Source organism: Hahella sp. NS-SX17 (assembly GCF_057367735.1).
In genome coordinates this window covers 6947504-6972439 of the sequence record NZ_CM170632.1, presented here as the reverse complement: position 1 = coordinate 6972439, position 24936 = coordinate 6947504, and the positions used below count along the sequence as shown (strand labels likewise).

Here is a 24936-nt window from a genome sequence, read left to right as displayed (position 1 = left end):
CCCTGTTAAGCGAGTACACTACGCTACAGAGGTGAACTATGACCAAACAGAAAACATCAAACTCCAAATCTCGCCAACGTTACTCCGACGAGTACAAGGCGCAAGCCTTGGCGTTAGCGCAACGTATCGGCGTGAGCGCCGCCGCAAGGCAATTGGGTCTGCACGAGTCACAACTTTACAATTGGCGCAGTAAAGCGCGGCTGGCGCAGGATCGTGGCGAAACAGAGCAGCAGCTGGCCCAGGAAAACGCCCGCCTGAAGCGTCAGTTGGCTGAACAGGCGGAAGAGCTTGCCGTGTTAAAAAAACGGCGGCGTACTTCGCCAACTGATGTGACCACAAAAATTTTTGCGTTGACACTTAGCAGTAAATTGGACGAAATTTTCCCGATCTTAGATAGATGGATCTTTCTAATTCGCTGTTTATTAAAGGAAAAAGTTGGTGGGCCCACCAGGACTTGAACCTGGGACCAACGGATTATGAGTGCGCTTTGATGGTGTTCGTTATTTCACGTACCTACATAAGCTATTGATTTGTATTGATGTGAGTTCTCGTTGCAGCACGTTGTTACGCGTTTCGGTTGACACTTTGTTGACACTATAACGTTGCTAGAGGGTTTTTTTGTACTGCATCAGCTAAGTGCTTTGGGGCGAGCTTAGCGTACCGTAATGTCATAGTCAGGGTCTGGTGCCCGAGTATGTCTCGTAGTTTCAAAATGTTGCCATCATTTATCATATAGTGGCTTGCAAATGTATGGCGCAGCACATGTGTCATTTGGCCATCAGGTAGCTTAATACCAGCCCGGTCTATCGCTCCCTGGAATGCTTGATATGATGTTCCTGGGAAGAGCCTGCCAAATCGTGGGCGTCCGGCTAGTATTTCCTTTTCTAACTCTGCGGAAATTGGCACTGCTCTAACCCTGCTGTTTTTTGTTTTTGCAAAGTGGATTTTCCCTTGTTTTACTTGTTCGCCTCTTAGCGTTTCTGCTTCGCCCCACCGTGCGCCTGTTGATAGGCATATTTTACTTATGACTAAGAGGTGTTTGTTTTTTGACTCACCTAGGGCTCTGAGAAGGGATTTAATTTGGTCTTTCTCCAGATAGACCAACTCCGGTTCATCCACATTAAGTTTTGATACTCCCTTTAAAGGGTTATCAAGAGTCCAGTTATTGAGCTTTATTAACCGCCCAAATACGGCAGATAAGTAGGCATGCTCATGGTTAAGGGTGTTAGGCTCTACCAGTTTGTCGCGTCGTTGTAGTTTTTGAGAGAGCCTTTCTTTTCGATATGTTAACCAGTCTTCAGATGTGAAGTTTTTGGCTATAGGATTTCCCAGCCTTGTACATATTCCGTTAAGAACGCGTAAGCGATTCTCATTATCTTTTAATGTATAACCGTGCAACTCGTACCAAGTGTTTATGAGGTCAGCAAGTCGCCTCTTATCTTTTACTGGTGGAGTCCAGTTGCCTACGTTTGCTTTTGCCTTTTGGTCGGTTTCAAATTGTTCAGCCAGTCTCTTTGTGGTGAAGGTTTTCCTGACTCGTTTTCCGCCTCTACCTTCTGGTTGAATATCTACTTGCCACCCTCTGGCAACTTTTTTAATCGCCATTACCTAATTTTTTCCTCCATGTAATACCCTTCTGGGATATGACCTGCAGCTATTTTTGCCGCAACAATTTTGCAGAGTTCGGCCTGGCTTGCGTTCAAATCTTTTAAGGAAATTTCCCCTTCATATGTAAGCCAGTGCAGCATTTCTGGGAATTTCTGACCAACTTTTGCGAACTCATCCTCCGCCATTCTGGCCTTTTGTTGCTCAATATTCCTGAGCCGGAAGTACTCAATTCCAAGCAGCTCAGCAAACTCACGCTGAGTCAAACCGATTATTTCCCTTAATGCCTGTAGTCTTTCTCCAGCTCTTAATTTCATAACAGCATTCCCCCATGAATTGAGTGACAATTTTTTGTTAGGTACACGTTAGAGCACGTACCTACACATTATTACACCTTGGCACACAGAATTTGAATATTTAAGACCTACTGTTACACCTGAAGGCGTAGAAATTATTTATTTAACTGTGTTAAAGCGTAAATTGTACGCACAAAATAACTAAAATTACTTGACGCCCTTTCTTTTGCGCGTAAATAATACGCACCTCCACGTTCCTACAAGTTACAACACAATACAACGGAGATTAGTGTTAATGAGTAAATCGGTTGTCGTTTTAACGCCTGTGATGACCCAGGAAGCTTTCGCAAAACATTCAGGGATGAGGATTACCCAAGTCCGAGGACAAGTAGAGAGAGGGCATTTACCCACCAGACATATTGGCAGGCTTCATCTGATCAATCTTGCTCAATTAGCAAAAGATTGCCTTGAAGATGCTGCCGAAGGAAAAGAGTAAGTTTGTCAGGAAAAATTATGACTCCAATAGACAACAGAAACGAAATAGCGGAGGCGCTGGCCAGCGATGGCCAGTTCGCTTTCAAACGCGTAGGTGAATACCTACAGCAAGGCAAGTGCCCACACTGCGGAAAGAAAGAGCTTTTTGTCAGCCTGAAAGAGCCCTGGCGCGTCAGCTGTAACCGTTTAAAACACTGCGGCTATAGCGAAACGACCCGGGAGATTTATCCAGAACTTTTCAATAACTACTCCGAACGCTTCCCCACTACGGAGCAAAACCCTAACGCCACGGCGGACGCCTACCTGGCGCACAATCGCCGCTTCCCTCTTAGTGAAATGGTGGGCTGGTATGAGCAAGGCAGCTATAAGCTTCCCAAGTCTCAGGAGTGGTGTAATACGGTCCGCTTTTATCTGAACAGCGACCGGACCCTTTATTGGGAACGGTTGATCGACAAGCAGAAGGACGACGGCCAGCGCATCAACTTCAGCGGCAAACGTCATAACGTCAATGGTCGTTGGGTGTTGGTTGATCCCGTCAAGGGCAAGTGGTGGATGCCGCCGACCCAGGAGCTTAAACAAGGCGATCGCGTTTATATCGTGGAGGGGATCTTTCACGGCCTGGCGCTGCACTTCTCCGAGCGTAAGGCGGTGGCGATCCTGGCCGCCGGCTACTACCCAAGCGAGGCGATAAAACCCTACTTAGGGAAAAAAATCACTTGGGTGTTGGCGTTGGATGATGACGCAGCGGGCCGCAAAAGTATGAAGTCCCACTACACCAAGCTCCAGATGGCGGGTGAAAAAGTCGAAATCGCCCTAACTGGAACCAGCAAGGACTGGGACGACCTTTACCGCCTGGATAGGATCAACGATACGTTCCTGCAGGAAGCGCAATACCGGGGGAAAATGTTCACGGCGCAAAGCGTGATGTGGAAGGCGTACGCGTACTATTTATGGAAACGTCATTCTTACTGCGTTATCGACTTTGAGAACCGGCTGTATTCGGTTTCTGTGGACTTACATAAGCTGTCCGAAGCACTGGACGGTGCAGCATTGACGCTAGGTAAAGGCTACGACTCGTTTAGTCAGCACTGCACAGCCTTCCCGATCAGTAACTTTGTGCCGGAACTGCTTTATGCGGAACGTGACGACATCCTGGATGAAAAATTCTATGTGTTTCGGGTGCAGTACAGCAGCAATAACGCGGATGCGTTAATCCCGTTAGATGGTGGCAACATCGACACGCCATCAAGCTTTCATAAGGCGATGATCACCAAAGGCTATGGCGCGTTTTCCGGAAGCTCCAAAGACATGGCCATGCTGCATGAGCAGTGGTTAAACCGTAAGGTCAAAGAGATTCAATCCATTCCTTATGTGGGTTACCACGCCGACAGCCAGGCCTACGTCTACCAGACCTTTGCTTTCAGCAAAGGCAAACAACTGGAACTGAATGCGGAGGGGTATTTTGAACTGGAGCGGGGCGGCATCAAAACCAGCTTTAAGGGCTTTCGGGTGCAGCCTGGAGAGTTTAACCCGGAGTGGATCGACAACTTTATAACGACCTTTTCCTGGCAAGGATTAACGGCGCTGGCCTTCTGGCTGGGCTCGTTGTTCGTTCAGCAGATCCGGGCGAAGCACAAGAGCTTCCCTTTTCTTGAACTGACGGGCGATCCGGGCGCCGGTAAATCCACGCTGATCGAGTTTCTTTGGAAACTCTTGGGCCGCGACGACTACGAAGGATTCGACGCCATGAAGGCGACGGCCGCCGGACGCCGGCGCGCATTCACGCAAAGCTCTAACATGCCGCTGGTGTTGATCGAGTCCGACCGGGGCGACGAGTCGGACGTGAAAAAGAAGCAGTTTGATTTCGACGAGTTTAAACCCTTCTTCAACGGGCGCGCGGTCGGGACGTTGGGCGTCGCCAAGCGCGGCAACGACACGGAAGAACCGCTCTTTTTAGGCGGCCTGGTGCTTGCGCAAAATGCCGAGGTGGACGGATCGCCGCCCCTGCTGCAACGGATCGTGCATTGTCACTGTACGACCGAACACCACACGCTAGACACACGAAAGCTGGCGCAGTGGTTCGAACGGCAAAGCGTCGATCAGGTGGCGGGTTTTCTGCGTAAGGCGCTGGAGAATGAAACGCAGATCTTAAACACGTTCTTCAACGAGTTTAATCACTATGAGGAAGTCTTCACTAGCCGCGGGGAAATTAAAACCAGCCTGCAGCGCCTGGTGAAAAACCATGCCCAGTTAATGGCGGCTGCAAAAGCGTTGCGGCATATCTTTCCAACCCTTAATGAAAGCGCTTTCATTGGTTTAAGCGATTATCTGTATGGCCGGGCTCTCAGTCGCCAGGAGCGTCTGGCGGACGACCATCCGGCGGTGGCGGAGTTCTGGGAGTCTTTCGAGTACCTGAACGCACAGCCGGACCCTAACGCGTTTGCGTCCAGCGCCCTGGTGGAAGTTCTAAACCACGCCGTCGGGACGGGAAACATCGCCGTTAACCTGAACCATTTTGACGAGGTGTGTCGCACTCACGGCCAGAAGTCACTGGACCTCAAGGCCCTAAAGAAACTGCTGCCCAACAGCCAGCGCTACAAGTTCATTGAAACCGGGAAGGTTTATTCCAGGAGTCTCAATAAAACGATTCATTGCTGGATATTTAAGCGCTAAGCAAACGTGTAAATACGTGCGCCTATGTGCGCGTTAAGCAGAGGAAGCCCGTTTTTTCAGGGGGGTGTCGGGATTTGGTAATTTTGGTAAGACGGGTTTAAAAAATGGTGTTTTTCTATTTTAAATCAATGTCTTACAAACTTACTAAAAAGGTAATATTTAGGTAATTTTGAGGTAAGTTTCTTACCTTTTGAAACCCTAAAAAATTACTTCCCCATTACCTTTTTAAAAATGGAAAAAGCGTTATAAATCAAGGGTCTTACTTTTTGTCTTACCTTGATATTACCTTTTTCTTACTTTTTGGGAGTGACTAAAAAATCATTTAAAAACATAAAGGTAGGTGCTGTTTTCGGGGGCGTCTTACCTAAATTACCAAATCCCGACACCCCCCACCCAATTATCGGGGGGAGATTCAGGCCCGGGGCTGACCCGGAATCAATGTAAAGGAGATAACACCATGATGAATAAAGGGGCAATTGCGCCCACTTTAGAGGCCCCCTTATGCCCGATGGAAACCTGGGCGGCGGGGATCTGCAACGGCCTGGCGATTGCGCCAGGCATGTCGAAAACCCTTAATTCGCGGCAAGCGCTGCGCTGTTGGGCGCATGAGGCGAAAACAAAAGGCCGGCTCGCCGTGCTCGAAACGCTGGGCAGGCGTCACTACAGAGCGCCGCACGAACTCCCCCAGGCGACTCCGGCTTTATTCTTCTACTGGAGCCAAGCCATAGAACTGCTGGGAGAGCATGCCTTCGCTATCCAAGCCATGAAAGCAGGCTACAAGGGCGTTAGGCGTCTGGAGCAAATCGGTTTGAGATCCCCGGCGGCGCTAAATGCGGCATTGCTCAACGCCAAGCGACGCGACCAGATTTTACTGGCGACCATGGCCAGCTTGTTAAAGCCCGTCTGGGGAACGCTACTTGTCGCCAGCCATGGCGTGTGTAGTCAAAGCGATCTGGCCGGGGGCGTGCTGGATAGCTATTACGAGTCGGTTATAGAGGGGTTGCTGATATGAGCAATATTAAAGGAGCACTGGTAGCCGAACTTGGCCGGGACGCTACCAGCCGCACAAGCATTGATCCTGACAACCCGCACCAGGCCGACAAGTCGGCACCGCTACGCGCCCATGCGTTAGCCCGAGTGTGATTCTACGTGGTGAAACGTGCAGAGGAAAGCGCCGGCAATGGAACGCAAACACCCCAAACACAACGGCCACGTCATCGCCTGGCTGAAGCATCAAGTGAAAGGCGGCAAGGGCCGCCGCTGGTTAAGAAACAGGAACGAACGAGCAAAGCAGACGACAAGAGAAAATGATGACGTTACGCCAGTTAATAATGGCGATATGAATTAATCAAATGGAAGCACAAGCTGAGGGCTGCAATCGCTCGCCCTCTGCTCATTAGGACAAAGTAAAAGTGAATAACGAATTATTGGAGCTTTTTAAAGGGTGGCTATACAGCCCCCAAGTAGTGGTGCTGGATACGGAAACCACAGGCCTGGACGATCAGGCGGAAGTGATAGAGGTCAGCGTCATGGATATGCGCGGGAAAGTGCTGTTTGACCAGCTGGTGCGCCCGCTTAATCCGGTGCCGGACGAAGCCGCCGACATCCACGGGATAACCTCCGAAAGCCTGGCGGACAAGCCTAACTTTCCAGACGTGTATCACTCACTTAAGCGAGTGATCAGCGGTAAAACGGTGGTGGCATACAATGCCGACTTTGACAGTCGGCTATTAATGCAGACCTGCGCCGCCTACGGGTTACCGGTGATAGAGGCAGACTGGCAATGCGCTATGAATGCTTACACACGCTATCGGAAAGAACCCGACGCAAAACGAGGCGGCTATAGAAGACAGAGCTTAGCCAAGGCCGCCGCACAAATGGGCATAGAAGTGCATGGCGCCCACCGGGCTATGGCGGATTGTTTCACTACTGTGGAAGTGATCAAGGCCGTATTCACCAGGCTTTTAGTTTTGGATTTTATGCCCCGCCCGCTTAATTAAACTTCCCTCGCCAGCCTGCTCACCAGGCTGGCCTCTTCCCGTCGTTCCGCCCAGTAGAATTGACCCCAATAATTTATGCCATTAGGCTGATTCAGCGTTTGCCTAGATTTGGCTACTATACAGTCGATTTTTACCTTTTAGTGCCCCCTAAATAAGGAGATTTATCCCGCATGAATGCGCCTGCGACAGAATTTACTCGAACGACCTTGAGTCAACCTGGCTTGACTAATCATGGCTTTAAACGCTCATTTGGAAATGCAGCATCTGGCTATATATTGATGTTTGATGGTGTAGGGAACGAATCAGGCCGAAAAATATATATACCTGGCGGTGATCTAGGGAAGCGCTTCGCACACTTAGTAGCAGCCGGTGGCAACGAAGAACTTATATTATCCCGTCTATCCCGGCTAAGGTCATGCGCAGGGGGATTTCAGTCTTACTCTAATAAACGAAATGCATTTGAACATGTTGACCTAGTGGAAAACCTGCGCATTAGTTATGTAATTCGCCAAGATAGCGTAGACGGCCTTTCTCCGGGTGTATATATAACGGATATTGAACTGGTAGAACATGCCGAAGGCCATAAGCCAGGCTTTTATCACGTCAAATATATAGTTGATAGTTGGAAGGTAAGCTCATCTCCTGAAAACAATTTGACCAGTAAGCATGTTGCAATAAATGGGGGGTTTACAGAAAACCTCAAAGTAGCTGCGACTCAGACAATGCCAGCTATTATCAAGGATGCCTATGACGATCAAGCTTATTTGGAGCAAGAAGGCTATACACTAGCTTATAATCCACCACCTTTGTATCGGGACTGTACAGAGTGGTCAACTCCAGAGCAAAAACAAACCTCTGCGTCATTCACTGCAACAATGCTCGCAAGAGGCATTTATAGGACGCAACGAATTGGACGAGAGATTAATTGGACAGTTATAGGTAACGGCTCTGAATTGATGTATAGCGCTCTTAAGCAACTACCGCCCAATCTGCAGCTAGACAAGCACACTGTGTTTTTAGGCGCACCAGGAATGATCGCTAACCCTTTATTGCTTGAAATGCAGAGACGCGGTATGACTTTGGCGAAAGACGTAACGAAGACACAAACGGATGACTGGACTTGTGTAAGGTCTAAAATGCTTGAGCAGTTTAAAACTGCGGAGATTTTAGCGAAGTGGGGAGGTGCTCCTTCAGAAGTTGCAGAAAAGGTTCGCGTTCAGGCGCGAATTGATAGTGCTTGGGGCTGTGGTTTTACTGCTTCTGCGCTTGGTACGGGATTCAAGATAGGATCAATCGCAATGGGGGCGCCAATAATCTCAACATTTGGGGGCGGCGCTGCTGCTGCTGTTTCTGCGGTTGGGTTGTTGTTTGGCGCGTCTAAAATCAGAAATATAATAGCCAATAGCTCTCGGAGCCCTGTGCTTAACCCCCATCTTAATCCAACAAAAAGTAACGTTGATTTTAATACGCAAGTTATTAAACAGTCTGGGGGCTTCAAACAGTCATTCATGGCTTTGGTTCGTGACGTGAGGTCGCGCTGGTAATGCGACTGATCAAGTCTTTTAAAGCATCTTTAATGAATCCACTGGGGCCTGACTTCAAGTCAGCCCCATGGCGTCATTTTAACTTGTCAGGGAGCATGCTTAAGTTTAAGTGTCCCCCACATGAAATATCTTCTGCTTTGAAGGTAGCGCCTGAGCATATTGACATATATAGGGATGAGCTATTTAAAGTCTGGAGCAGCAAAAAAGGAATGTCCCTTGAGCTATTGACAACGGGATGGAAATTTTGGGACAAGCCTTTCGGAAAAGGTGCAATTGGCCTGACCGTTACAAGCATTAAACTACGTCGACGTCACCCACATTTTCAGAAAGTTGACAGCTTTTTCATTCAAAGCGCTATGTCGCAGTGGCTGTTACAGTATTGTGAGGATATGTGGGGAAGCCTCAATAGAGATACTATGGCACGCAGAAATAAAAAGGTCAGGCCAGTAGACCCGGAACGCGACTTCTGGCGTTATCCTCAAACAGAGAATGAGATTGATATCGTAAATATCAACGGTTGTAACTGGTATGTGATTCTAGCAAAACTGCCTGAAAAGGCGGTCGAAGTAGAGTGGCACGCGCCCATTTCAGATGATCATGACCTTGCAATTATATTTGAGCCGAGTGCGATCAATTGCGAGTACTACAGACAAGATAACAATATCCCCAAAGCAGTAGACGAAGCCATTAGTGAATTCATGTCTAATGTTTTTGTTGAGCTGTCCCAGGAATATCAGAAGCGACTTGACGATGTGGTATACCAGAAGAGAAAAGGTTAATATCTAATCGCTATAAATGTGTAACACATTAGACACGCTTTCATATTTAGCTTGGTACGCTTAATACGCTTCCTGCATAACATAAATAACACTTTATTTCTTGGTCGCTTAGTTGTTCCGACAAGAGAAAATGCTATAGTCATAGCATATCAAATATTTAATAAACGGATAAACTTTTTATGGACAAATCGGCATCATGTAATAGAAAAGTATATGGCGCAAATATTATATGGTCCCTATTCTCTCTCTCCCCTCGCTGGAGATTAATAATCTCCCCGGAAGAATCAAACTCTTGCATCTCAATTTTAAATGGAAAAATATTCAGAGATATTAGCTTTAAAAAAATAAGAAAGATAACGTCTGGAAAAGGTCTATTCCTTTCTTGGGTTTCGATATCTTATGAAAGCGAGAATATAACCCTGAAGGGCGTTAACCCCTCTGAGGTGAGCGATATTATCAATAAGCTAGAAGCAATAATCACTTCTGGCATTAGAAAGAGTGTAGACTCAAATTTTTCTGAAACAAAGCATATAGATAAATATATAAAAGAGTTTTTTGGTAATTATAGATATATTAAAAAAAGCGAAGAAAAAGAACTTAAAGAAGCTGCAAAAAAATACTTAGATAAAGTTGAAGATGAATTTTCTGACTTGCTTTTGTCTAACTACTTCGACTCTATAAGTAAAGCGAAGCTTACGCGAGACGTTTTATCGAGGGCAGGAAAAATTGCAAGCAAATCATCTCAAATCATTGAGTACTACAATGATAAGTATATAGAAAAAGAGCTTGAGTCAAATAAGTCATTTTTTGACAGTATAGAGAAGTCAAAACTAACACTCGAGCAAAGAGTTTCAGCAATTATATTTGAGGATAGAAATCTTTTGATTGCAGCTGCTGGCTCAGGGAAAAGTTCTACATTGATCGGAAAAATAGGTTATGCGATAAAAAATGGGGTTTTCAATCCAAACGAAGTTATTGCGCTAGCATTTAATCGAGCTGCGGCTTTAGAGCTTAATGAACGTATTAATAAACGCATAGCCCCAAACTTAGATGGTGTCAAAGTTAAAGCCCATACTTTTCATGCCTTAGGCTATAACATAGTAAGAAAAGCAGCAAGAAAAGACGCACAAGCAACTGGAAAGAAGCCTTTTTCAAGACTTTCATATAAAGCTGACGACTACATCCGCCTTAATAAAGCAATACAACACTGCCAGAAAAATATTAATTTTATGGAAAGCTGGATTTGGTTTGTCACGTTATTTAAAGAAGCTTCACCAAGTGATAATTATTTCTCTAACTTTAAAGAGTATGACTCCTACGTTGAACGACAACGGACTGCCAAAAAAAATAGCAAGGGGTTCGAGTTTGTTCCATTTAAAACTCTAAGCGGAAAGCTAGTTCGTTCTAGTGAAGAGTTGGCAATCGCAAATTGGCTTTTCATAAAAGGTGTACCATTTGAATACGAGTCAAATTTTGACGAATTGCCAGACACTTGGAATAAATATATGCCGGACTTTTATTATCCGGATGTTAATCTATGGCATGAACATTTTGCTCTAGATGGTGAAGGAAAAGCACCCGTTTTTTGGGAAGGGTATGCGGAACAGGCAGAAATAAAACGGTCTTTATTGGAGAGTAAAGCTCCAGGTCGCTGGTTTGAAACAACGAGTTATCAATATCGTACGAAAACTATATTCAGAGTAATTGAAGAAAAATTGAAAGAAGCAGGGCAAAAATTTTCACCACCTGCTCAGGAAGATGTTCTCGCTCATGTAAATAGTATGGGAGGGGACGGTTGTCAACAACTGATACTCGACTCGATCCATCTGGTAAAGGGAAACATGATAGATAGAAGCGAGTTTAATAAAAGGATGTCTTCAATTTCAGACAAGTATAGAGCAGATTGTTTTTCTGCAATATTTTGGCCTATCTATGATGAATATAGCGCAATCCTTAGAGAAAGTGATAAGCAAATAGATTTTAATGACATGATAGTGGAAGCTGTAAGTATCATTGAAGACGAAGCTTATCAGTCGCCTTACAAACTTATACTAGTAGATGAGTTTCAAGATATTTCTCAGGGACGTTCAAGGCTTGTCAAAGCTTTGCTTAATAAGCATAAAAATAGTGTTTTGTTTGGCGTTGGTGATGATTGGCAAGCTATTAATGGCTTCTCTGGATCTGACCTTAAATTATTCATGAATTTTGAAAAAGAGTTTGGTTACACTAAAATAACGAAACTTACGAAAACTTTCCGTTGTGCTCAAGGCATATCTGATGTTGGTGCGTTTTTCATACAGGAGAATAGGAACGGTCAGATACAGAAGGAAGTTATATCTGAAATTGACAAATCTATTAAATCCGTTGTTGATATACGACGCTACAAAAAAGGGAAGCTTCGAAATGAATTAATATTGAAGTTTGATAAAATAGTTGAGATTGCAAAGTCTGTCCAGAATGTTTCAGAAAACGCGGACAAGCGAGTGTCTGTATATATTCTGAGTCGCTATAGTCTTAAAAATACTAAAAATATTGATGACAAGTGGCTAACTGAAGTTCAACGAAAGTATGGTAAGTGGCTAGATATACAATTTATGACAATTCACGCTTCTAAAGGACTAGAGGCTGATTATGTATTCATTCTCGGGATGAACGGAGGGTTTGGATATACGTTCCCTACAAAGTTTACAACTGATCCAATAATTGAGTCTCTTAGGTCAAATAAGGACTTATACCCGGACGCTGAAGAGCGTAGATTATTTTATGTTGCTCTAACACGAGCAAAAAGAAAGGTATACGCTTGGTTCCAAGACTGGTTACCTTCTTTCTTTGTCACAGAGCTGTTTGACGAGAAATACGATGGTAGGGTTTTATTCGATGGTGGACCAATTCCTAACAAATGTGATCGATGCGGAAATGGCTACATGATCAAGCGCCCGGGAAGTAACGGAGAATTTTTAGGATGTTCCAATTATCCAATGCATGCTGGCAACTGCAAGAATACTAAGAGAATTGGGGAATTGGCTTAAAAATGGGAAAGTTATGGTGGACTTGGTAAATCATTATTCGGCGTGATAAAGGAACTGGGGAAACGATAATAATGCGCTGGCTGAGACGACTCAACGCAACAAAAATGAATCCTATGGGGCCGGACTTTTCATCAGCCCCTTGGATTAATTTTAATCTTTCTGGCAGAGAATTGCGGCTACGTTGTCCTCCCCATGAGATAGACGGCCCTTTCGTAAGGTACGCAGAAGTAATAAACATTTATCAGGATGATATTTTTGAGCCATGGAAAACGTGCAACACAGGCATGTCACTGCGACTACTTCATGCTGGATGGGTGTTTGTAGATAGACCATTTGGGGCTGGTGAACTTGGCTACGTGGCGCTCAGCATTCGACTTAATAGACGTGATCCGCATTATAGAAAAATTGACTCCATGCAAAACCCAGAAGAAATGGAAGCGTGGATTTTGACATATGCAGATGGACTTTGGGGCTATTTGAATAGAGATTTAGAAAAATACCCCGAAAGAAAAGCAACCCCAATTATCCCTGAAAGGGACTTCTGGCAATACCCACAGACAAGGGAAGATATAAGAAAACTTACTATTAACGGGGTCCATTGGTTTACCTATGATGTGGAAAGAGGGACGAATGAGAAAGATCGACTTTGGCATACGCCAATATCTGAAGACCATGAATTAGTTTTTGACTTTGAAGGTGAGCCACTGAGTCGAAAGTACTACTCTGAAGACCATGATTTAGATGGCGCGATAGAGCGCACTGTAAAAGAGTTTATGAACAACGTTCACATTAAACTCGATTAGTCCCCCTCCTTCCGAATAGCGCTATGCGCCTTTCATTCTGCTCCTACCTTTCACCTTAAAGTCTCTCGACTCCCTAACTTTATATAAATGATTACTGTGGTTAGTAAATGAGCAGAAAAAACAAATTGTGACACGGTTCACAAAATGGAAAAGATTTAACAAAGATTCGTTACACACTGCGCCTACAAGAAAGTGATATAAAAATAACTGTATTTATATACAGTTACCTAAAAATTTTAATGTGAAATCTGATCTTTTTATAGCCAACAAGTCAGTTTGTTATCAGATTGGTTATGCTTTGAACATTCACCACGATAGTTGTGGCCTCCATCAATCAGAGGTTCTGAGCCATAAAGGCATAAAAGGAAGTATTTGGGAGTTATCGAGTTTTGTTATCCAGGAAGAAAAACATTAACAACGCTTTGGATCTGCTGACGGATAGTCAGAGAGTGTTGAGCTTCATGCAGCAGTGTTTGACGCGAAATCCATGGCCAGAGTTGAACCAGGAAAGCCAGGAGGGGTTCGATATCATTATTGAGGACGTAAAGGAAAAACTGGAGAAATCACAGAATGCGATCAAAGCGGAAACTAAATAGCGCCCGCGTTGTGTTGAGCCTGGGCTAGTAGTTCCAACTGCTCGGCCTGATCCATTCCCCGTAACATTTCAATCATCATTCGCTTGGCCTGAAACGACGATGGGCTGAGCGTATGACTAAACGCCAGATTCATTACGAAGCTATGCCCGCATTCCGCATTTTTACAAACGCAATACAGGTTCGCCAGTTTAGGGTCCAACACTTGGCGGCTGGTGATAATGGCTTTATTTCCGCACTCTGCACAATTGACTTGCATCGACTTCCTCCTGATTTCAAGTGAGTGGAAATAATAACATACTACGCTTTTTGGCGTATTAATTACCCACCCTGCAACGGACTGAGAAAGCGGATTTGCTTCTGCACCTGAAGGTCATCATTCAACTTTAAAAACACATGCTGCATGGGGACGACTTCGTTTTCATAGTAAACGCGGCTGATCTTTTCTATGTCTCCAAATCCCCCCGTATTCTCGGGCATGATGCCGGCCAGCGCGGGCTGAATGCGCCACATGCTTAATACATCGTTGCGGCTTAGATTCTTCACCCGTTCAAATTCGTCTTTGGTGGCGATATCGCCCACGGGGATGATTTTCACGGAATCGGGTTTGCCGCCGGGTATGTTGATGTACAGGCTTCTAAAATTGCCCACGCCTTTGCTGGCGCGGATTTGTTCTTTCAAGGACTGTTCGTCTTCGGGGTCCAGCTGCGCGTCGGCGGTGTAGAAGATAAAGCCCATGTGCGCGCCGTTGTTGTAGTACTTCCTGCGAAATAGCGTGGCGCTCTCATTCAGTAAAACGGATTGCAGGCCACCCAGGTATTGCGGGACGCCATAGACTTGCTGATTTACGTCATATTCTTTTAACTGGATGATTTCCCCCGGACGAAACGCTAACGGGTCCACCTGATTAGGCTGAAGCAAACAGAACTGATCCGGCGCTTTCATGCGGCGCATGTTCAGTGCGGGTATGTGCTTCAGGCGGACGATCTGACCCAGGCGATTAAAGATCTTCTGAAAGTAGCACATGCCAAACACCAGGTAATCGAAGCCCGCGTTCTCCAGATCCGTGGCGCTGAGCACGGGCGACGGTACGTAAAACTTGCGCAGCATGTTGCGTTTAAAATAGGGAATGGTCCCGTGATGGGCGTTGGCGCGTAGTAGCTTGGCCAGTCCAGTAAGGCTGACCGGCGGCGCGTAATAGTCGCCATGGGGATTTAAGAACACGCCCAGGTAAGAGGTCAGCGTCGTGTCTAGCACGGCCTCGGGCGCCCCAAAACTAAACGCGGTTGGTGAAGTCGGCTTATTCATAATCTCTCGCTTATCCCGCCATGGCGATAGAGCCACGGCGCTGCTTACGGTCCAAGGGTTCATTGCTAAGCGCATGCATAATCGACCAGGCCACGTCCGCGTGGCCGGTTTTGCTGCTGCGGTCGGCCACGTAGGTGACCAGGTCGTTGCCGGTGGTGGTTTGCTTCACCTGCAGGAACGCCTGGGGAATGTCGGTGTGCTCGGCGTCCCACTCAATGCGGGCATTTTCGATCACGTCCATGGCTTTCAACACCAGGGCGGTTTTGGCGTTCAAGCTGTAGTGAATGGGCGTAGCTCTGGGGTAGAAGGCTTTCACCTGCTCAAACACGCCCAGGCCCGGCCCGGTGCAATCGATGCCCACAAACTGCACGTTATAACGCCCCAGCAAATCCTTAATGCGGTTCGCCTGGTAGCTGAACGCGCCTTTTAACTGGATCTTTTCCAGCACGCGGAACTTGCCGGCGGGATGCAGCGGCGGCGCCACCACCACCACGGTGGAGCGGTCCCCCGTGCGCGCCGGATCGTAGCCCAGCCACACGGGATAGTTTGCAAAGGGGCGCGGCTGCCTGGGCTTGAAGTCGGGCCAGACCTCGCCGCTGCATACGGCGCAGCTCAACAGATCGTCCAGCTTGAACACGGAGAGGCCCGCTTCCATGAAGGCGCACATAAACAGGTTGTTGAATTCCGCCTCCGTGTATTCCTGCTTCAGTTCGTCAATGTCGAACAGGTCGCAGCCCTGATCCGCCGCATCCTCCACCGTGACCACATTACGCCAGACCTTATCCGGTCCCAGCTGGCCCTCCCGTAACGCCGTCCGCGACAGATCAAACTCGACCTTATGCCGGCGGCTCTCGTTGTAGCGTTCGCCGCTCCACAAGGTATAGGCGCCATGGCTTTTCACCGACGGCGTGGAAAAATAAGTTTTTCGCCATTTCTTGTGCGCTGCCATGCCGCTGGCCAGCTTGTTAAGCCGATCAAAGTCGGGAATCCAGAACACTTCATCAATGTATAAATGGCCGTGGTAACCCTGGGCGGTGCGGCCATTGGTGGACACAAAGCGCAACTCCGCGCCGTTGCTGAGCGGAATCACGTCCACGCCTTTCAACTCGGTGTCGAAATACTCGCGCGCGAACTTGAGGATATAGGCTTTAAATATGTCCGCCTGGGAGCGGCTAGCGGATAAAAAGATCTGGTTATCGCCGGACGTGATGGCGTCCTGGAAGGCTTCCCAGGCAAAGTAATAGGTGGCGCCGATCTGGCGCGACTTCAGAATAAACCGCGTGCGCTGGCTTTTGTTGTCGTGCCAGCGGTGCTGGTAGTCATAGAACAGTTCTTTGCGGATCGTCTCCAGACGCTCCGGGGTAATCCCGCTGACGTCATTTTTAACGCCGCGCTTTTTCTTCTTACGGTTGCCGCTGGCGTCGCCTTGGTCCGACTGCGCTTTCTCGCGGGCGGTTTTGGCTTTCTTTAAATCAATGCCCGCCAGCTTATCCAGCAGGTTGCTGAGCCGGTCTATCTCCTGGTAATCGCCCGCCACCTTATTGGTTTTTTCCACCAAATGAATGAGCCGCCGGGCGGTGGCCTGCTCGACGGTTTCGTGCTGCAGCATGTCTTTCCAGTTGTGCCGCTCAATCCACTGGTAAATAACGCGCACGTTATTAATCCCCAGCTGCTGCTGGATTTCCGCCGGCGTGATATGGCGAAGAAAAAGGCCCTTCGCCGCTTCGATGATTTCAGGGGGGTAACGTGATGACATGCGGCCCAGTGTAAGGGCTTTTTGATGGCGTTAATCCTGGTTTAACTCCTTGTTATTCCTACTAAAAACGACAAGGAAAAACGCGTAATCAAAGCCTTTGCCGGGACCGCTCGCAATGCCTATCTTGGCGTCATCGCAACGACTGACGGACCCGAAAACATGCCCCGCACCCTGCATACCGATTTTGTCAAAGTGGCCACCAGCGGACCCACGATTGACGGGCGCAACATCGCCGCCCAGGACATCATCGACATGGCCGCCCACTACGACCCCGCCGAATACACGGCGAACATCTGGTACGAGCACATCCGCATTTTCGGCAACCTCGGCCAGGTGGTGGACGTAAAACACGAACAGGACGACAAAGGCCGGGAGTGTTTGTTCGCCAGAATCGCCCCCTCGGACCAACTGATTTTGATGAACACCAGCGGACAAAAGCTGTTTACCTCTATCGAGATCCAGCCGAATTTTGCGGGCACCGGCAAAGCCTACCTCGCGGGCTTGGCGGTGACTGATTCACCCGCCAGCCTGGGCACGTCGGAACTGCGCTTTAACGCCCGGGCGCAACACCCGGACAACCTGTTTACCACCCCGATTGAATTAGCGCCGCTGCGCGTGGACAACCCGACCAGCCTGTTTTCAAGGCTTATGGGTAAGTTTGCGCGCACGGAACCCAGCCACGAACCCAACGAGCAAGAGCACGCCATGACGGAAGACCAATTCAACCAGCTTAACCGCGCCCTGGCGGACGGCTTCGCCAGCCTCGCGGACAAGCTAAACGCCAACGACGACGCCGCCCCAAAAGAACCGGAAACCCCGGATCTGGCGCAAGCCCTGGCGGAGATCAAAGCCGAGTTCGCCGACCTGAAGACCGCGCACGACAGTTTAAAAGCCGAGTTCAGCGCCGCGCTGGAAGAAGCGCCCGGCACTACAACCCCGGAAGGCGTCGGCGACGCCGCGCCGCGCGTGCTGTAACTCCAACCACCAACGAGCGGACCGAATGAACTTTAAAACGAAACAACTATTTAACGACATGTGCGCCGCCATGGCGGCCACCTATGGCGTGGGCTCCGTCGCGGAGCAGTTCAACGTCGAGCCCACTATCGCCCAGGAGTTGCAGGACAAAATCACCGAAAGCTCGGAGTTTTTGCAGCTGATCAATGTGGTGGCGGTGGACGAACTGAAAGGGGAAAAAGTCATCGGCAGCGTGACCGGCTTTGTGCCCAAGCGCACCGACACCGACAGCGCCGACCGCCAGACCAGCGATGTGCTGGCTCTGGGCAGTAAAGGCTATGAGCTGCACCCGGTGGAATACGACACCCACATTAAATACAAAACCATTGATTCCTGGGCCAAGTTTCCCGACTTCCAAGCCCGTTACGGCGGATGGGTGCGCAAGGCCATCAGCCTGTCCAAGCTGCGCGTGGGCTGGCTGGGAACCAGTTGCGCCTTGCCCGCGACCAAGCCAGGCGACCACCCCAATGGCGAGGACGTAAACAAAGGCTGGTTGCAGCAACTGCGGGAATTTAAATCCGGCTCGCAGTGGTTTGTCGAAGGCGCGACCGCCGGCCAGATCCGTATTGGCGAGGGCGGCGATTTCGCCAACCTGGACGCCGCCGTGCATGCCTGCTTACAGATGGTGGACGAACTGCATCGCGACGGCGGCGACCTGGTGGTGATCATGGGGCGGGATCTGCTGGCGGAGGACAAAGCGCAGCTGTACGCGGCGCAGGGCCACAAGCCGACGGAGAAAGAACGCCTGGAGAACCAGGCCATTATCCGCACCTATGGCGGCCTGCCGGCGATCACCGCGCCGTTTTTCCCGGCCCGGGGCCTGCTGGTCACCAGCCTGGATAACCTGAGCCTCTACTACCAGGCCGACAGTTTACGCCGCCAGGTGATCGACAACCCGAAACGTAACCGCGTGGAAGACTTCAACAGCCTGAACGAAGGCTATGTGATCGAGGACGAAACCAAGGCCGCCGGCTTTGAGTTCGCCAACGTGAAGTTGCCCGACGGCGCGGGCGCCTGGGCCTAATTTCTGGAATGCGCAGGGACGCGCCTTACCGCCGGGCTGAGTCTGAAGCCGGCCCAGCGGCTTTTTTTCATCGCTTTAACAGGGGAAGCCATGCCACTGCTGACCGTCCAACACAAACAACGCCGCCTCGCCAGGCAGGCCGCCAGCGACGCCCTAACAACGGCGGAGATGGCGCGCAATTCGCCAGTCATGCATAGCGCTCTATCGCCCCGGGTGCGGGGTGATTACCCGGTGGCCCTGGCGGCGCTGACGCAATGCCGGGAGCAACTGGCCGAGCTGGACAGCATCCCGGACAAGGTCGCGTTAAAGGCGCGTGTGTTGCCCCAGTTCATGGACTTTTTGCAGGCGTACCGGGACAGCGGCCAGCGCTACCCCAACGAAGTATTGGTGTTCTGCGTTATCTGGTTGTTCGACGTGGGCGAGATCGAAAGCGCCCTAAGTTGGGCGGGCCTCGCCATTGAACAACAGCAATGCATGCCCGGCCACTTTAAACGGGATCTGCCCACCTACGTGCTGGAAGAGGTCCACGACTGGGCGGAGCGTCAGTTCAAGGCCGGCGACAGCGCCAGCCCTTACCTGGATGACGCGGCGGCGAAGCTGACGGCCCAGGCCTGGCCGACGGCTAACGACATTGTCGCGGGCAAGCTGTACCGCCAGTGCGGCCTGAACGCAGAGCAAAACGGCGACCTGAACGCGGCGCTGACCTATTTCGAACAGGCGCAGGCGGCCAACCCGGCGGCGGGCTGTAAAACCCGCATCGCCAAACTACAGGCCAAGTTGGGACTGGCCTAACCGACTACCCACCCAGGCGGGCGCCTGGGGACGCTGCCGGCCTCGCGCCGCGTCAGCGGAACCCAGTGCGCGCCGCCTTCTTATTCGGAGACTGCGACCATGAGTTTCAGCGGTAAAAGCAACGCCGTGATAGAGGCGACGCTCACCAATGACGGCTTTTTCCCGGACCTGTCTTTGGCGGCGTTCCAACGGGTTTACCGCATCCCAGCGGAGTACCACGGGGACATGGTCGCGGCCCATGTGCGCCAGGCCATGCTGGACATTAATTTCAGCCTGGCGATGCGCAAGGCGGAATGGCTGAGCGGTGGTGTTGCGTCGCTGGCTGAAGTCAACGCCGAGCAGCTGGACGGGAAAAACGTGCTGGTCCTGTACTACCTGCGGGCGGTGTCCTGCCGCGCCAAAGCGTCGCTGCTGAACGCCTTCGCCACCATGAACCGACGGGCGCAGGCGGAGAACCTGGCGAAAGAGTCGGACGACACCGAGCAAAGCCTATTGAGCGACAGCGTGCGCGCCCTGCGTCGCCTGCTGGGCGCGGCCACGGGTATCACGGCGGAGTTGCTGTAATGGCGTTGGCGAAGCTGCGCGACCTGACCCGCTTTCTGCTGGCCCAGGAGCTGGCGCCGGCGGAACAGTGGGACAGCTGGATGGAAAACGGAACTCTGGAGGCGGCGGATAAGCGCCTGGGCGCGGGCGTGCGCGTGTGCCGGCTGAAGTATGACGCGGTGCTGGTGGTGGAGCGTTACAGCGGCCCGCCGCCACTGCTGATCGCCCATGTGGTGACCTGGCTCATGGACCACGACCCCGAGCGGGACCGTGACGGCCTGGGTCATCCCGATATTGATGTGGACGTAAACGGCGACGATACCGCCGACATAGAAATTCGCATCGGCTTTTACGAAAACCTCGACCTGGTCGCGGACGCCGCCGGCGCGATCCGGTTTAACGGCGCGCTCTGGCGGGTGGAGTCGGTCCCCGTGTACGAGCCCGACGCGGTCGGCGTGGGCGACGACCAGGCCCAACCCACGGATGCGCCTTATGTCCGTAAAAATTGAGGTCGGCGGCCACCTGAAATTAAAGCGCCAGCTGGCCCTTTTGAAACTGCCGGCGGCCAAGCGTAAGCGCATTCTGGGACAGATCGGGCGCCAGGTGCGGACCCAGTCGCGCAAGTGCCTGCGCAGCCAGACCGGCCTGGACGGTCAGCCCTGGGAGGCGCGCAAACAGGGCAATAAAAAAATGCTGCGGGGATTTAGCAAACGCCTGGCGGTATTCGCCGGCGCGGATCGAGTGGATATCACCTTTAAAAACGCCCTGGTCGGGCGGATCGCGCGAGCGCAGCAAGAGGGCGTCACGGAAGTGATGACCCGCGCCCGCATGCAACAGCGCCACGGCCAACCCGACTACGCCGCCCCGGCGACCCGGGGCCAGGCCAGGCAGTTGCGCGAAGCCGGATTCACGATCCCGCGCGGCCAGGGACGCGGACGCAAACGACCCACGCTGAAATGGGTCACGCAAAACATGACCTTCGGCCAGGCCGGCGCCGTGCTGCGCGCGCTGACCGATAAACCGCGCCAGGGGCGCTGGCTGATTCCCTTACCGGCGCGCAGCTTTTTAGGGGCGACGCAGCACGACATCGACGCGTTCATTGATCGCATTTTTGAACAGACATTCAAGCAGGCAACGAAGGGTTAACCATGGCGCAAGGCAAGGTCACCATCAATAACTTGAACCTCTCGCAGGGAAACTTCCCCGAGGTGGAGCGCAAGGCGCTGTTTATCGGCGTAGGCGCAAAGAACCTGGGGCGGGTGTTATCGCTCAACACCCAAAGCAACCTGGACGAGATCCTGGGCGCGGACGACAGCGCCCTAAAAACCAATGTCGCGGCGGCCAAGGCCAATGGCGGCGAGAACTGGCACGCCTACGCGGCGCCGATCAACAGCGGCGATCCCTGGGAAACCGCCCTGGATCAAGCCATGTTGACCGTATCGCCGGAACTGGTGGCGCTATGTGCGCCGGCGGCGGAAGCCGCCGCCATCGAGGCGATGCAAACCAAAGCGGAATTGATCCGCACCACCATCGGCCGGCGCGTCATCGTGCTGACCGCCAGCGCCGGCGTGGACTCTGAAACGCAAAGCTGGAGCGATTACGAGGCGGCCCAGGCGGCGATCACCCACGGCGCGGCCTGTCCTCGCGTGGCGGTGATTCCCCAACTGCACGGCAACGACTTAGGCGTGCTGGTGGGGCGTCTGTGTAATCGGGCGGTGAGTATCGCCGATAGCCCGATGCGCGTCGCCACCGGCTCCGTGTTGGGGCTGGGGGACGCCCCCGTGGATCGCGACGGCGTGGAGCTGCCGGACGCCACCCTGGCGACCCTGGACGCCAACCGTCTGTCCTGCGTGCAGCGTTACCCGGATTACCCGGGGACCTACTGGGGCGACTGCAACCTGTTAGACGTGCCGGCGGGCGATTACCAGGTAATTGAAAACCTGCGTGTCGTGGATAAGGCCGCGCGCGCCATTCGCATTCTGGCCATTGCGCGGGTGGCGAACCGCTCGCTGAATTCCACGCCCGTGAGCATCGCCGCCAATAAAACCTATTTCATGCGTCCGCTGCGCGAGATGAGCAAAAGCGTCGTTTTTGCGGGCGAACATTTTCCCGGGGAAATCAAAAGCCCCAAGGACGACAGCATCGAAATCCTGTGGCCGACCAAAACCCGGGTGGAGGTGTACTTAAAAGTACAGCCGTACAACTGCCCCAAGGACATTACCGCCAACATCATTTTGGATCTGTCCCACTAAGGACACGGAGGAACACCCATGAGTCAAAAGCGCCTCTCCGGCAAAGACATAGACGTGATGATCGGCGACATGCTGGTGCATGTGGAGGAAGTCACCCTAAGCATTGAAGACGCCACGGCGGTCACCAAAACGCGCGGTATTCCTAACGGATACGTAGACGGCGAAGTCAGCGCGTCCGGCGATATCACGGTGGACACCACCAACCTGCAAACCATTTTAGACGCGGCCAAGGCCGCCGGCAGCTTCCGCGCCCTGGAGCCCTTCGACCAGGTGTTTAACGGCGCCACCAGCGGCGGCGAACTGCGCATTGAAGCGTTTGGGTGCAAGTTAAGAATTTCGGATCTCCTCAACGCCAAAGCCAGCGGCGGCGAGCAGCTGACCCACAAACTGGCCTACGACGTGACGGACCCGGATTTTGTGCGCATTAACGGCGTGCCCTACGTGGACGCCACGGAAACGGAAAAGCTGGTGTAAGTCATGGCGCGAGACATCTTAGACCAGGCCGCCGAGCTGCAAGAAAAGCTAAACGTCTCGGCGCTGGCCCGGCAGCTGGCCGGCTCCACCCTGGGCCAACCCAGCCGCGCCGCCTGCATCGACTGCGAGGACGCCATTCCGCCGCTACGGCAGCAGCTCGGCGGGGTCTCCCGCTGCGTGGAATGCGAAGACTACTACCAACATGCGCAACGGCAACGACGCCAAAGGGGGCGCGGATGATCGCTATCAACTATGAACAACTGCGCGCGACGGTGCGCAACCAGGGCCACCGTTTTTTTGAAAGCGGCGACTACAACCTGAACCTGGTGGGCGTGCGTTCCCAGGATCGCCACGCCAACACCTTTAATGACCTGCTGTGTGTGGCGTTTCAGATCCAGGGGCAAACCCACTGCTTTAGTTTCCCCGCGACCACGGACCCGGGCGTTTACTGGCGCGAACACTTGGCCAACGAAAAAGGGACCGCCATTGTCGCGCCGGGCCAATACGCGGGCGTCTGGGCGCTGGGCAAACACCAAGGGAAATATGAAGCCCTGGTGCAGCGCGCACCGATTACGGTCTATCGCGACGCGAACCGGGACGCGTATTTGCAGACCGGCGACAAGATGGAAACCGGCCTGTTTGGCATTAATTGCCACCGCGCCACGGAAGCAGGCCAAAGCCTGCGCGTAGATCGCTGGTCAGCGGGTTGTCAGGTCATTGCGGACAGCGCCGACTTTGATGTGCTGATGGCCTTATGTCGCAAGGCGGCGGGGCTGTATGGACCCCGTTTCACCTACACCCTGTTGGATGAGGTGGATCTATGAGCCTGTTAAGCAAAGTCGTGGACGTGGTGACCGGCGGCCTGGCGGACAGAGCTTACCAGGTGGTGAAAGATTACTTTCCGCCAGACATGAGCGAGGCGCAGCGGGCCAATGTGCAGCTGGCGCTGCAAAACCTCGAACTGGAGAAAAAGCGTCAGGCGGAGCAAGCGCGCCAGGCGGCGGAAAAGCAGTTAACCGAGCGTATCAAGGAACTGGAAGGCAGCGCCAAAGACTTGCTGCGCCTGCCCGTCCTGGGGCCGCTCATGTTGTTTCTGCGAGGCTGTCAGCGCCCGGTGTGGGGCTTCGTCACCCTGTACCTAGATTGGATGTGGTTTAGCGCCTGGACCTTGAACGAGCAGCAGCAAACCGCGCTGATCACCATCAACGTGCTGGTGTTGGGCTTTTTATTTGGCGAGCGGGCGGTGAAGAACGTCACCCCTCTGATCGTCAAAGCGGTTAAGGCTAAGCGAGGTGGTTAAGGTGCCGGAAAAGTCAGCCGTCGTAACCAACTATGCGGCCTCGGCGATCACCACCGTGGCCGGCCTGACGTTCAATCAATGGGTGGCGCTCGGTGGTCTGCTGATCGGCGTGGCCACCTTCGTGATGAACTGGTGTTACAAGCAAAAGCATTTAGAACTCGCCCGCAAACGGGCATTAGAAAACCAAGGGGAAAACCATGACCGCTAAACAGATGATCGACCTTACCGTGTTGGACCAGGACTTCAGTTTTAACGTGACCCGCGAAGCGTACAACAAGTACGTCAACGCGGTGACGCCTAACAACAAGATCGCCCCCAGCCATAACTTTTTGGTCGGGACCGTGGCCCAGGAGCAGCGCGACGCCCTGGTGAAACTGATTCGCGACACGCCAGGCGCGGAGGTGCAGCTGGCCGGCGCGGTGCTGGAGGAGTACACCCCGGACCTGGGCATCGTGGCAAAAAAGCGCAGCGCATAGCGGACCAGGTCGCCGCCAACGGCTACGACCAGTTACGCGCCTACGCCGCCAAGTGGCTGCCGGGACAGGACCAGGACGAACAGGTGTTAGGGTTCGCCCTGTTTCTGGAAACCGACTTTTGGAAACGCCAGGAAATCGCCGTGGCGAACGGCATCGCCAAAGCCTTAAAAGGGTAACGAC

At 51.7% G+C, this 24936-nt stretch carries 29 protein-coding genes and 1 pseudogene; 25 read left to right on the top strand and 5 right to left on the bottom strand.

The window, feature by feature from the left end:
• Positions 1-38 precede the first annotated feature (38 nt).
• A pseudogene (locus AC2IBB_RS31375) lies at positions 39-314 on the top strand (transposase); the annotation flags it as partial.
• A 280-nt stretch (positions 315-594) separates the two neighbouring features.
• Here AC2IBB_RS31375 and AC2IBB_RS31370 read toward each other — a convergent pair.
• Both AC2IBB_RS31370 and AC2IBB_RS31365 read right to left on the bottom strand, forming a co-directional pair.
• Positions 595-1605 carry a phage integrase gene (locus tag AC2IBB_RS31370; RefSeq protein WP_486330562.1) on the bottom strand — a complete coding sequence of 337 codons (1011 nt, stop codon included), beginning with the start codon at positions 1603-1605 and terminating at the stop codon, positions 595-597.
• Positions 1605-1922 carry a helix-turn-helix domain-containing protein gene (locus tag AC2IBB_RS31365; protein ID WP_486330561.1) on the bottom strand — a complete coding sequence of 106 codons (318 nt, stop codon included), beginning with the start codon at positions 1920-1922 and terminating at the stop codon, positions 1605-1607. The genes AC2IBB_RS31370 and AC2IBB_RS31365 overlap by 1 nt, the downstream gene beginning before the upstream one ends.
• 274 nt (positions 1923-2196) lie before the next feature.
• Between AC2IBB_RS31365 and AC2IBB_RS31360 the strand changes: the two genes are divergently transcribed.
• The 10 genes from AC2IBB_RS31360 (at position 2197) to AC2IBB_RS31315 (ending at position 13820) form a co-directional block, all read left to right on the top strand.
• Positions 2197-2397, top strand: a complete 201-nt coding sequence (locus AC2IBB_RS31360) for a DNA-binding protein (protein ID WP_486330560.1) — start codon at positions 2197-2199, stop codon at positions 2395-2397.
• Positions 2398-2414: 17 nt separating this feature from the next.
• Entirely contained in the window at positions 2415-5069 is a 2655-nt protein-coding gene (locus tag AC2IBB_RS31355; protein ID WP_486330559.1) for a toprim domain-containing protein, read from the top strand.
• 457 nt (positions 5070-5526) lie between these two features.
• Positions 5527-6081 carry a hypothetical protein gene (locus AC2IBB_RS31350; protein ID WP_486330558.1) on the top strand — a complete coding sequence of 185 codons (555 nt, stop codon included), beginning with the start codon at positions 5527-5529 and terminating at the stop codon, positions 6079-6081.
• 168 nt (positions 6082-6249) lie between these two features.
• Positions 6250-6417 (top strand): hypothetical protein, encoded by a 168-nt coding sequence (locus AC2IBB_RS31345; protein WP_486330557.1) that lies wholly within the window; start codon positions 6250-6252, stop codon positions 6415-6417.
• A gap of 64 nt (positions 6418-6481) precedes the next feature.
• Positions 6482-7069, top strand: a complete 588-nt coding sequence (locus AC2IBB_RS31340) for a 3'-5' exonuclease (protein ID WP_486330556.1) — start codon at positions 6482-6484, stop codon at positions 7067-7069.
• 170 nt (positions 7070-7239) lie between these two features.
• Positions 7240-8613: a hypothetical protein gene (locus tag AC2IBB_RS31335; protein WP_486330555.1), complete on the top strand. Its 1374-nt coding sequence runs from the start codon at positions 7240-7242 to the stop codon at positions 8611-8613.
• Complete coding sequence (locus tag AC2IBB_RS31330) at positions 8613-9392, top strand: hypothetical protein (RefSeq protein WP_486330554.1); 780 nt, start codon at positions 8613-8615, stop codon at positions 9390-9392. The genes AC2IBB_RS31335 and AC2IBB_RS31330 overlap by 1 nt, the downstream gene beginning before the upstream one ends.
• A gap of 179 nt (positions 9393-9571) precedes the next feature.
• Positions 9572-12421, top strand: coding sequence for a UvrD-helicase domain-containing protein (locus AC2IBB_RS31325; RefSeq protein ID WP_486330553.1), 2850 nt, complete (start codon positions 9572-9574; stop codon positions 12419-12421).
• A 71-nt stretch (positions 12422-12492) separates the two neighbouring features.
• On the top strand, positions 12493-13224 hold the full coding sequence (locus AC2IBB_RS31320) for a hypothetical protein (RefSeq protein WP_486330552.1): 732 nt from the start codon (positions 12493-12495) through the stop codon (positions 13222-13224).
• Positions 13225-13613: 389 nt separating this feature from the next.
• The gene (locus tag AC2IBB_RS31315) at positions 13614-13820 is read left to right on the top strand and encodes a hypothetical protein (protein ID WP_011400437.1); all 207 of its coding nucleotides are present in this window, start codon (positions 13614-13616) and stop codon (positions 13818-13820) included.
• Here AC2IBB_RS31315 and AC2IBB_RS31310 read toward each other — a convergent pair.
• From AC2IBB_RS31310 to AC2IBB_RS31300, 3 genes are all read right to left on the bottom strand, one after another.
• Positions 13813-14076 (bottom strand): Ogr/Delta-like zinc finger protein, encoded by a 264-nt coding sequence (locus tag AC2IBB_RS31310; protein WP_011400438.1) that lies wholly within the window; start codon positions 14074-14076, stop codon positions 13813-13815. The two genes, AC2IBB_RS31315 and AC2IBB_RS31310, sit on opposite strands and share 8 nt — an antisense overlap.
• A 62-nt stretch (positions 14077-14138) precedes the next feature.
• Positions 14139-15125: a phage portal protein gene (locus tag AC2IBB_RS31305; protein ID WP_486330551.1), complete on the bottom strand. Its 987-nt coding sequence runs from the start codon at positions 15123-15125 to the stop codon at positions 14139-14141.
• A gap of 10 nt (positions 15126-15135) precedes the next feature.
• Positions 15136-16881, bottom strand: a complete 1746-nt coding sequence (locus tag AC2IBB_RS31300) for a terminase large subunit domain-containing protein (protein WP_486330550.1) — start codon at positions 16879-16881, stop codon at positions 15136-15138.
• Positions 16882-17040: 159 nt separating this feature from the next.
• Between AC2IBB_RS31300 and AC2IBB_RS31295 the strand changes: the two genes are divergently transcribed.
• The 14 genes from AC2IBB_RS31295 (at position 17041) to AC2IBB_RS31230 (ending at position 24932) form a co-directional block, all read left to right on the top strand.
• The gene (locus AC2IBB_RS31295; RefSeq protein ID WP_486330549.1) at positions 17041-17856 is read left to right on the top strand and encodes a GPO family capsid scaffolding protein; all 816 of its coding nucleotides are present in this window, start codon (positions 17041-17043) and stop codon (positions 17854-17856) included.
• A 25-nt stretch (positions 17857-17881) separates the two neighbouring features.
• On the top strand, positions 17882-18919 hold the full coding sequence (locus AC2IBB_RS31290; RefSeq protein ID WP_011400442.1) for a phage major capsid protein, P2 family: 1038 nt from the start codon (positions 17882-17884) through the stop codon (positions 18917-18919).
• Between the two features lie 90 nt (positions 18920-19009).
• On the top strand, positions 19010-19711 hold the full coding sequence (locus AC2IBB_RS31285; RefSeq protein WP_486330548.1) for a phage terminase small subunit: 702 nt from the start codon (positions 19010-19012) through the stop codon (positions 19709-19711).
• Positions 19712-19810: 99 nt separating this feature from the next.
• On the top strand, positions 19811-20275 hold the full coding sequence (locus tag AC2IBB_RS31280; RefSeq protein WP_486330547.1) for a head completion/stabilization protein: 465 nt from the start codon (positions 19811-19813) through the stop codon (positions 20273-20275).
• Entirely contained in the window at positions 20275-20763 is a 489-nt protein-coding gene (locus tag AC2IBB_RS31275) for a phage tail protein (protein ID WP_486330546.1), read from the top strand. The genes AC2IBB_RS31280 and AC2IBB_RS31275 overlap by 1 nt, the downstream gene beginning before the upstream one ends.
• On the top strand, positions 20747-21400 hold the full coding sequence (locus AC2IBB_RS31270) for a phage virion morphogenesis protein (protein ID WP_486330545.1): 654 nt from the start codon (positions 20747-20749) through the stop codon (positions 21398-21400). The genes AC2IBB_RS31275 and AC2IBB_RS31270 overlap by 17 nt, the downstream gene beginning before the upstream one ends.
• A 2-nt stretch (positions 21401-21402) precedes the next feature.
• A complete protein-coding gene (locus AC2IBB_RS31265) occupies positions 21403-22506 on the top strand; it encodes a DUF2586 domain-containing protein (RefSeq protein ID WP_486330544.1) in 1104 nt (367 codons plus the stop codon).
• A gap of 18 nt (positions 22507-22524) precedes the next feature.
• Entirely contained in the window at positions 22525-22980 is a 456-nt protein-coding gene (locus AC2IBB_RS31260; RefSeq protein ID WP_486330543.1) for a DUF2597 family protein, read from the top strand.
• A 3-nt stretch (positions 22981-22983) separates the two neighbouring features.
• Positions 22984-23220: a TraR/DksA C4-type zinc finger protein gene (locus AC2IBB_RS31255; RefSeq protein ID WP_486330542.1), complete on the top strand. Its 237-nt coding sequence runs from the start codon at positions 22984-22986 to the stop codon at positions 23218-23220.
• Positions 23217-23804 carry a hypothetical protein gene (locus AC2IBB_RS31250; RefSeq protein ID WP_486330541.1) on the top strand — a complete coding sequence of 196 codons (588 nt, stop codon included), beginning with the start codon at positions 23217-23219 and terminating at the stop codon, positions 23802-23804. Before AC2IBB_RS31255 ends, AC2IBB_RS31250 begins: the two co-directional genes overlap by 4 nt.
• Positions 23801-24280, top strand: coding sequence for a hypothetical protein (locus tag AC2IBB_RS31245; protein ID WP_486330540.1), 480 nt, complete (start codon positions 23801-23803; stop codon positions 24278-24280). Before AC2IBB_RS31250 ends, AC2IBB_RS31245 begins: the two co-directional genes overlap by 4 nt.
• 1 nt (position 24281) lies before the next feature.
• Entirely contained in the window at positions 24282-24488 is a 207-nt protein-coding gene (locus AC2IBB_RS31240) for a phage holin (protein ID WP_486330539.1), read from the top strand.
• Positions 24478-24756 (top strand): putative phage tail assembly chaperone, encoded by a 279-nt coding sequence (locus AC2IBB_RS31235; protein WP_486330538.1) that lies wholly within the window; start codon positions 24478-24480, stop codon positions 24754-24756. The genes AC2IBB_RS31240 and AC2IBB_RS31235 overlap by 11 nt, the downstream gene beginning before the upstream one ends.
• Positions 24757-24839: 83 nt before the next feature.
• Complete coding sequence (locus AC2IBB_RS31230) at positions 24840-24932, top strand: DUF6890 family protein (RefSeq protein WP_486330537.1); 93 nt, start codon at positions 24840-24842, stop codon at positions 24930-24932.
• Positions 24933-24936: the final 4 nt, after the last annotated feature.